The organism is Nonomuraea longispora, assembly GCF_004348345.1.
In the GTDB taxonomy this organism is placed as follows: domain Bacteria; phylum Actinomycetota; class Actinomycetes; order Streptosporangiales; family Streptosporangiaceae; genus Nonomuraea; species Nonomuraea longispora.
This window is the reverse complement of record NZ_SMJZ01000288.1, coordinates 1-8211: the sequence shown is the minus strand read 5'-3', so window position 1 is coordinate 8211 and position 8211 is coordinate 1. Positions and strand designations below refer to the sequence as shown.

Below are 8211 nucleotides of genomic sequence, written 5' to 3'. Positions count from 1 at the left end.
GAGCAGGTGGAGGAGCGCCGGGGTTGGGTGTGTTTCGAGATCGATGAGCGGTTGGCGGTGGGTGAGCGGCCGGTGGGCTGGCGGGTCAAGTCGTTGCGGGTTCCGCGACGTGTGTGGGATCGCTTCGTGGCTGCGGTGGGTGATGAGGTGTTCGCGCGTGTGGGTCATGAGTGGGTAGGTGCCTGGCGCGAAGAGGCTCAGAAGCCATCCCTGCCCGGGGATGCAATCGGAGGGTCGCTCCGACACCCATTGACCTTCGGTTGATCGCAATGCCCTGGTGAGCCGTTCGGCGAGTAGCGGCTACGCAGCACCAGGGTGGACGGCCCCCGGCTAGATCGGCGGGATGGACCCGGATCGACCGACACCCCATGGGGTCCGGGTTCTTCTGCGTGGGTTGGCCACAGCGGATGGCGTGGTGCCCGTCACGCGGTCCGGTGGATCTGGCCGGGGGCTCGGGATTGGTGTGACAGGGATGGCGGTCCGTGCCTGTGCGTCTTCGGGCGGGACTGCTTGCGTCGTCGGTGAAGCCCTAGGAGAGGAGCCCTGCGATGGGTGGGTCAGGTAAGCGTGCGAGGTGCAAGAAGGCGGGGAAGGTGTGTTTCGGCTCGCATGATGAGGCGTTGAAGGAGTTGCGGCGGATACGGGAGAACCCGGATCCGGTGAAGAACGCGCTGGGGTACATGCCGACGCAGGTGTATGAGTGCGGGAGTTGTCGCGGCTGGCACCTCACGTTCCGGGGGGCGACGAAGTATCAGCGGCGGCGCAGGCGTCAGGGGGCCAAGGCATGGCGGTGAGGGTGTGGGTGGGTCGTGGCGTCGGCGGGTGTGGTGCCGGGTTCGGCGGCCGGGGAGGGCCGTGCCGTCAAGCCGCGAGGGCGAGCACGGCGCTTCAGCGCCTCGCTAGTCCCGATGGGGTTTACCGGCGCGTGCCCGTTCCCCGGCTGCGGACGCCCGGATCGAAGCGGCTCTATCCGTCGAAACGATCAGCAGTGAGGCGCTGACCAGCGAAAACGCCGGTCACGGGTCGCTCGCGGGCCAACCGGGCCAACCGGGCCAACACGGGGCAGCGTAGGCGTAAAACTCCAGGTCAACCATCTGATTGTGGATAAGCGATCGTTCTCCACAGAACACCGCTCGGCTCCACCCCCCTCACCCCGCCACATCATCCTGGTCTCCCGAACTCACGTACGAACAAGGGAGGCCCCATGTTCCGACGCATCGCTCTCGTCTGGCTCGCCCTCGGCGGCGGCCTGTGCACCGCTCTCGTCGCAGTCCCCGATCCCGCCCTGGCACAACTCAAACGCACCCCGACCAGAGGCGAGATAGCCGCCGCCGCGGCCCTCGGCCAGTTGGGCGTCTCCTTCTCCTGGGGCGGAGGCTCAGCGAAGGGTCCCACCATCGGCATCGGGCGGGGAGCCGCCACGACCGGCTTCGACTGCAGCGGCCTGACCCTCTACGCCTGGTCGAAGGCCGGGGTACGACTGAGCCACTACACCGGCGCCCAGTTCCGCCAGGGCCGCAGGATCCCGCTGAGCGCTCGCCGCCGAGGCGACCTGCTGTTCTTCGGCGGCGGCACGGGCGACCCCACCCACGTGGCCCTGTTCCTCGGAGGCGGCGTCATGATCCATGCTCCGAAGACGGGCGACGTGGTGCGAAAGGTCGACTTCCTCCGCTCGCCCTACTTCCGCACCGCGTTCCGTGGCGCCGTACGCCCGGGCTGACCGCTATCCACGTCGCCCTGCTCGGGCTACAGCGGGCCTGCCCCTCGCCGTCCCGAGCAGACATCGACCAACTGCCCGACCAGACCGGTGAGCAACTCCTGATCCTCCTTCCCGGACGGCTCATACTCCGTGATCCCGAGGCCCGCCACCTCATACCGTTCGGCGATGGCGCCGACCAGAGCAAGGAACTGATCGGGATGCAGTCCACCAGGCGCCGGGCAACCCACGCTCGCGAAGACCTGCGGATCGAGCACATCGAGATCAATATGCACATAAACAGCCGCCGCACCAGAAGCTCCGTCCCCGACTTCGGCCGACGCCCCGTGATGAGCCGTGGGCGTCGCGTTGCCCGTGGTTTCGTGGGGAACCGTGACGGTCGTGCCGGCCGGGGTCGCGTGGCAAGCCGCGATCGCCTCCACAAGGGCTGCGGCATCCGGCTCCCGGACATGGCGGATCCCTCGAGTCCTGACGAACTCCACCTCCGGGGCATCGAGATCGCGCACCCCGGCCAGCACGATCCGCTCCGGCCGCACCGCCACCTCCGGCACGAGCCCTTCGGGCCCCTCTCCGGTGAGCGCACGCAGCACCATCCCGTGATAAGCCCCGGAAGGCGATGAAACAGGCGTGTTGAGATCCCCATGAGCGTCGAACCAGACGACCACCAGCCGATCCCCGAACCGCTTCCGGGCCGCGGCCACAGGCTCCAACTCGACCCCGCAGTCGCCACCCGCGGTGACCATCAGCCCACCACGCACCCGCTGGACCGCTTCCCGCACCCTGGCGGCGGTTTCGACGAGATCGTCATCAGCGTCCACCGACACCCGGTGATCGGCGTTCACCATGTCGGCGAGCAACCGCGCGCCTTCCATCAACCGTTGTGCCGTGGGAGCTCCCGATCCCCGCCACTGCGGCACCTCGATCACCGTCACATCAGCCAACGCCCCCACCCTCCTCGCTCACCAAACCGACCACCTGACCCAAGAGCCCTACCCATGTGAACGCGGCGACCGACATCCTCAGGGCAGGGCTCGCCCGTCGCCAGGCCGCGGAAGCGGCTCAGCGAGAAGCCGCTTCCTTGGGGAACGGAGCAGTCACCTTGAGACAACCGCATGTCAGGGCGGCGGGCCCCGATACCATCGAGTGTCCTTGACCGCGGCAAGTGATGGAAGTGGCAGAAGATCGATGAGTTCGGTGACCGTGCGTGTGCCTGCGAAGGTCAACGTGCAACTTTCTGTCGGCCCGCTCAGGGAGGACGGCTTCCACGACCTGGTCAACGTCTTTCACGCTGTGTCGATCTTCGATGAGGTGACGGCCAAGGAGTCCGAGGCGATCACCGTGTCGGTGTCGGGGAAGTGGTCCGGTCAGGTGCCGGTCGACGACAGCAACCTGGCGATCAGGGCCGCCCGTGCGCTCGCCAAGCACGCGGGCCGCGGCTACGGCGCCGACCTGCTCATCCAGAAGGACATCCCGGTCGCCGGAGGGATGGCGGGTGGCAGCGCCGACGCGGCGGGTGCGCTGGTGGCCTGCAATGAGCTGTGGGGGCTCGGGCTGCCCTTCGAAGACCTCATGGAGATCGGCGCCGACCTCGGGAGCGACGTGCCGTTCTCGCTGCTCGGGGGCACTGCGGTGGGCACGGGGCGCGGCGAGCAGCTGAGCGAGTTGCCCACCGGGGGCACGTTCCACTGGGTGTTCGCGCTGGCGGACGGCGGGCTCTCCACAGCCCGCGTCTACGCGGAATGCGACCGCCTCAGGGAGGCTTCGGCCGCCGAGGTGCCCTGGCCTCAACTCGACGATTCCCTGATGGAGGCACTGGGCACCGGTGACGCCTACGCTCTGGGTGCCCACCTGAGCAACGACCTCCAGGAGGCCGCGCTCAGCCTCCGCCCGGAGCTCGCGCCGACCCTCGAAGCAGGGCGCCAGCACGGGGCGCTGGGGGCGATCGTCTCCGGCTCCGGTCCGACGTGCGCGTTCCTGGCCATCGACGCCCTGCACGCCCGCGACCTGGCCCGCGGTCTCACCACGACAGGCGCTGCCCACACCGCCGTCGCCGCCCACGGCCCCGTCGCCGGAGCCACCCTCCTCTGACCACCCCCACCGCACGGACAGCCACCGCACTCCGTACGGCGGCTGCTGACACGGTTCTCCGCCGCAGCGCGAGGGCTTCTCCGTACGGTGGCCGCCGATGCCGCTCACCGTCTGACCGCCGTCGCTCCGTGCGAAGGCTGGGCGAGCGGGACGTCGCGGTGGCGGAGGCCGTCAGGAAGGGCGGATGGCTCTTTGCTGTCGGGCGGCCGGCGGCGAGCCGATACGCTGGGTATGCCATGAATCTGGTCAACCTTGAGTCGGTTTCACATGCTTACGGGCCCAAACCACTCCTCAGCGACATCTCCCTGGGCGTAGAGGCAGGGGAGCGCATCGGGGTCGTCGGGCGCAACGGGGGCGGTAAGACGACCCTGCTGTCCGTCATCGCCGGGGCAGTGCGGCCGGACACCGGTCGGGTCACCCACAACCGCGGGCTGCGCGTGGGCTTCCTGTCGCAGCAGGACACGCTCGCCCCTGACGCAACCGTGAAGGAGATCGTGCTCGGCGGGCTCGCGGAGCACGAGTGGGCCGGGGATCAGCGGGTTCGCGAGATCCTGTCCAACCTGATCGGCGACCTCGACCTGGAGGCCAGGGCCGCCGACCTGTCCGGTGGCGAGCGCAGGCGTACGGCGCTGGCGCAGTTGCTCATCGACGACCATGACCTCATCATGCTCGACGAGCCCACCAACCACCTCGACATCGAGGCCATCGCCTGGCTGGCCGGGCATCTGGCCGGCCGGAAGAGCGCGCTGGTGGTCGTGACGCACGACCGGTGGTTCCTCGACGCGGTGTCCACCCGTACGTGGGAGGTCGTGGACGGACGGGTCGAACGGTATGAGGGCGGATATGCCGCTTACGTGCTGGCGAAGGCGGAGCGCGCGCGGATCGCCCAGGCCGCCGAAGAACGCCGCCAGAATCTCATGCGTAAGGAGATCGCGTGGTTGCGGCGCGGTCCGCCCGCCCGTACGTCCAAGCCGAAGTTCCGCGTCGAGGCCGCCCAGGCGCTGATCGCGAACGAGCCGCCGGCGCGGGAGACCGTGGAGTTGATGCGGTTCGCCGCGGCCCGCCTCGGCAAGACCGTCTACGACCTGGAGGACGTCACCCTGCACGCGGGCGGGCCCGGCAGCGGGCCGCTGGTGCTCGACCACCTGACGTGGCAGTTCGGCCCGGGTGACCGGATCGGACTGATCGGGGTCAACGGGTCGGGCAAGTCGTCGGTGTTGCGGCTGCTCGCCGGCACGGTCAAGCCGGACGACGGCCGCGTGGTCAGGGGCAAGACGGTACGCCTGGCGCACCTGTCGCAGGAGCTGGCCGAGCTCGACCCGGAGCGGCGGGTGCTGGAGTCGGTGGAGGAGATACGTAAGTATCTCCAGGTCGGCAAGAAGGAGTGGTCGGCGTCCCAGCTGCTCGAACGTCTGGGGTTCAAGGGCGAGGCGCAGTGGAAGATCGTCGGCTCCCTGTCGGGTGGCGAGCGACGGCGGCTGCAGCTGCTCAGGCTCCTCATGGACGACCCTAACGTGCTGCTGCTCGACGAGCCCACCAACGACCTCGACATCGAGACGCTCAACGAGCTGGAAGACCTGCTGGACGCCTGGCCCGGCACGCTGATCCTGGTCAGCCACGACCGCTACTTCCTTGAGCGGGTGACCGATCGTTGCGTGGCGCTGCTGGGCGACGGCACGTTGTCGCTGCTCCCCGGCGGGGTCGACGAATATCTCGAACGCCGCGCCGCCGGCACGGCTCTGACGGCCCGCGTGGCCAGCGTCACGACCACCACGACGACCACGAGCCCCGGCGCCGCCGCCCAGGGCTCCGCGGCGTCGGCTGCGGGTCCGGCTCAGGCCGCTTCGAGTGGGCTTTCCGCCAAGGAGGAGCGCGAACTCCGCAAGGAGCTGGGCCGCCTCGAACGCCAGCTCGGCAAGCTGAGCGACCGGGAGTCCGAGCTGCACGCCGCCATGGCCGAAGCGGCCACCGACTATGCCAGGCTCGGCACCCTCGACGCCGAGCTCCGCGAGATCACCGCCCAGAAGGAGTCCGTCGAAGCCGAGTGGCTGGAGACCGCCGACCGCCTCGGCGACTGATCCCACCCCCTGATCGTTCAGGACCCCGCCGCAAATTCCTATTCAGCGATGTTGCTTGCGAGGAGTTCTGGGAGGCGGGGTGAACGGGCGGCTGGGGGACTGCTTCATGTGCCGGCCGGTGGGCCGTGGGTTTCAGAGGGGTGAGTCGAACGGGGCGAGGAGGGTGCGGAGGAGGCCGGCGAGGGCGCGCTGGTCGGTGGGGCCGAGGTTGGAGAGCAGGTCGTGTTCGCGGCGGAGCAGGTCGGAGAAGGCGGCGTCGACGCGGGCGAGGCCGGTTTCGGTGAGGGAGACGAGCACGCCACGCCGATCCTCGGGGTCGGGACGGCGCCGTACGAGGCCGGCCTGGGCGAGTCGGTCGATGCGGTTGGTCATGGTGCCGGAGGTCACAAGTGTGGCCCGCAGCAGGGCGCCTGGGCTGAGTTCGTACGGTTTGCCGGCCCTTCGCAGTGCGGTCAGCACGTCGAACTCCCACGGCTCCAGGTCGTGTTCGGCGAACGCCGCCCGTCGAGCCCGGTCGAGATGCTTGGCCAGTCGTGACACCCTGGAGAGCACCTGGAGTGGTTCGACGTCGAGGTCGGGGCGCTCTGTTCGCCAAGCCGCGACGAGGCGGTCGACCTCGTCTCTAGCATCCTCGGTCATGACAAAGAAGTGTACTGTCTTGACATCGAGATATCTCTCTCGATATCAATTATCTTCATGTCAAGAGATATCTGGGACCCGGTAACGTACGCCGTCTACGCGGACGAGCGGTCGAGGCCGTTCATCGAGCTGATCTCCAGGGTGGGGGCGGTCGATCCCGACTACGTGGTGGACGCCGGCTGCGGAAGTGGCGAGCTCACCGCCCATCTGGGGGTGCGCTGGCCGGGTGCGACCGTGGAGGGTTTCGACTCCTCGCCGACGATGATCGCCAAGGCGCGGCGGCTGGAGACGAAGGCCAGGTTCGCGGTGGCCGACGTGGCCACCTGGCGGCCCGACCGGCCGGTGGACGTGATCGTCTCCAACGCCGTGCTGCAGTGGGTGCCCGAGCATCGTTCCGTGCTGGAGCACTGGGTCGAGGAACTGGCGCCTGGAGGCTGGCTGGCCTTCCAGGTGCCGGGCAACTTCGACGCGCCCAGCCACGTCGCGATCCGCGAGTTGTGCGCCTCCCGCGCCTGGTCCGACCGGCTCGGCGACGTGCTCAGGGGCAATCCGGTCGGCGACCCCCTCGACTATCTCGACCTGCTCAACCAGGGCGGCGCCCAGGTCGACGCGTGGGAGACGACCTACATCCACGTGCTGCAAGGCGAGAATCCGGTGCTCGACTGGGTGTCCGGCACCGCGCTGCGCCCGGTTCTCGACCGTCTCGCCCCGGACGAACAGCGGCGGTTCAAGCGCGATCTGGCCCAGCTGCTCGCCGACGCCTATCCGGCCAGGAATTTCGGCACGCCGTTTCCGTTCAGAAGGATCTTCGTCGTGCTGCAGAAATGAGGAGGAGAACGGCGATGACCAGAGCGGTGCATCACGTTCAGCTCGCCGCGCCCGCGGGGGCGAGCCGCTGCTGCGGGAGTTCTACGCGGGTGTGCTCGGCCTGCGGCCGCGAAGCTCCCCGGAGCCGTGCCGGACGACCTCTTTCCCGGTTTCCGCCGCATCTACGTACCCGACCCGGTGGGCAACAGAATCGAGCTCCTGCAATTCGTGTGATGTTCACCTAGAGGTGGCATTATGGTCCGAAATCGGACTTTGGCGAGGTGTAGTGGGTATCGAGATCGAGGACAAGTTCGATGTCCCCGCAGAGTACGAAATTCCGGACCTGAGTGGGCTGGCCGAGGTTGTCGGTCCGAAGACTTACCAGCTCGTGGCCCTTTACTATGACACGCCCGACCTGCGGCTGGCCTCCCGCGGCGTCACCCTCAGACGACGGCGAGGCGGCGCCGATCCCGGCTGGCACCTGAAGCTGCCCAAGGCCAAGGGCGTGCGTCAGGAGATCACCCAGCCCCTCACCCGCAGCACCAAGATCGTGCCGGCGGAACTGGCCGAGCTCGTCCGCGCCTTCACCCGCGGCGCCGAGCTGCAGCCCGTCGCCCGACTCGACACGCGCAGGAGCGTCACGGTCCTGTTCGACGGCGACGTCAGGCTCGTCGAGATCGCCGACGACCACGTCAAGGGCACCGTCCTCGGCGAGGAGCCCATGGTCGTGCGGTGGCGCGAGGTCGAGGCCGAGCTGCTCGAAGACGGCAAAAAGGCGCTGCTGGCCAAGGTCGGCAAGCGGCTCAGGAAGGCGGGCGCGACCCCGTCGGCCTCCTCCAGCAAGCTCGCCAAACTCCTCGAACCCGCCCCGCTCCCCAAGGC

General features: G+C 68.7%; 8 protein-coding genes. 6 read left to right on the top strand and 2 right to left on the bottom strand.

Going from position 1 to position 8211, the window contains the following annotated elements:
- Together E1267_RS46020 and E1267_RS40895 are read left to right on the top strand one after the other, a co-directional pair.
- Positions 1-264 (top strand): hypothetical protein (locus E1267_RS46020; RefSeq protein ID WP_220449918.1); only part of this gene is annotated, 264 nt, incomplete at its 5' end.
- A 940-nt stretch (positions 265-1204) separates the two neighbouring features.
- Positions 1205-1720, top strand: a complete 516-nt coding sequence (locus tag E1267_RS40895) for an NlpC/P60 family protein (protein ID WP_132341237.1) — start codon at positions 1205-1207, stop codon at positions 1718-1720.
- Between the two features lie 26 nt (positions 1721-1746).
- On the opposite strand, the gene E1267_RS40890 is transcribed toward E1267_RS40895, so the two are convergent.
- Positions 1747-2649, bottom strand: a complete 903-nt coding sequence (locus E1267_RS40890) for an arginase family protein (RefSeq protein WP_246064641.1) — start codon at positions 2647-2649, stop codon at positions 1747-1749.
- A 253-nt stretch (positions 2650-2902) separates the two neighbouring features.
- Here E1267_RS40890 and E1267_RS40885 point away from each other — a divergent pair, with 253 nt between their 5' ends.
- Positions 2903-3805 carry a 4-(cytidine 5'-diphospho)-2-C-methyl-D-erythritol kinase gene (locus tag E1267_RS40885; protein ID WP_132341235.1) on the top strand — a complete coding sequence of 301 codons (903 nt, stop codon included), beginning with the start codon at positions 2903-2905 and terminating at the stop codon, positions 3803-3805.
- Positions 3806-4041: 236 nt separating this feature from the next.
- Complete coding sequence (locus tag E1267_RS40880; protein WP_132341233.1) at positions 4042-5883, top strand: ABC-F family ATP-binding cassette domain-containing protein; 1842 nt, start codon at positions 4042-4044, stop codon at positions 5881-5883.
- A gap of 132 nt (positions 5884-6015) precedes the next feature.
- Here E1267_RS40880 and E1267_RS40875 read toward each other — a convergent pair whose 3' ends face one another.
- Entirely contained in the window at positions 6016-6522 is a 507-nt protein-coding gene (locus E1267_RS40875) for a MarR family winged helix-turn-helix transcriptional regulator (protein WP_132341231.1), read from the bottom strand.
- A gap of 57 nt (positions 6523-6579) precedes the next feature.
- Between E1267_RS40875 and E1267_RS40870 the strand changes: the two genes are divergently transcribed.
- Positions 6580-7350: a trans-aconitate 2-methyltransferase gene (locus E1267_RS40870; protein WP_246064638.1), complete on the top strand. Its 771-nt coding sequence runs from the start codon at positions 6580-6582 to the stop codon at positions 7348-7350.
- 265 nt (positions 7351-7615) lie between these two features.
- Positions 7616-8211: CYTH domain-containing protein (locus E1267_RS40865; RefSeq protein ID WP_132341229.1), on the top strand; the 596-nt coding region annotated here is incomplete at its 3' end.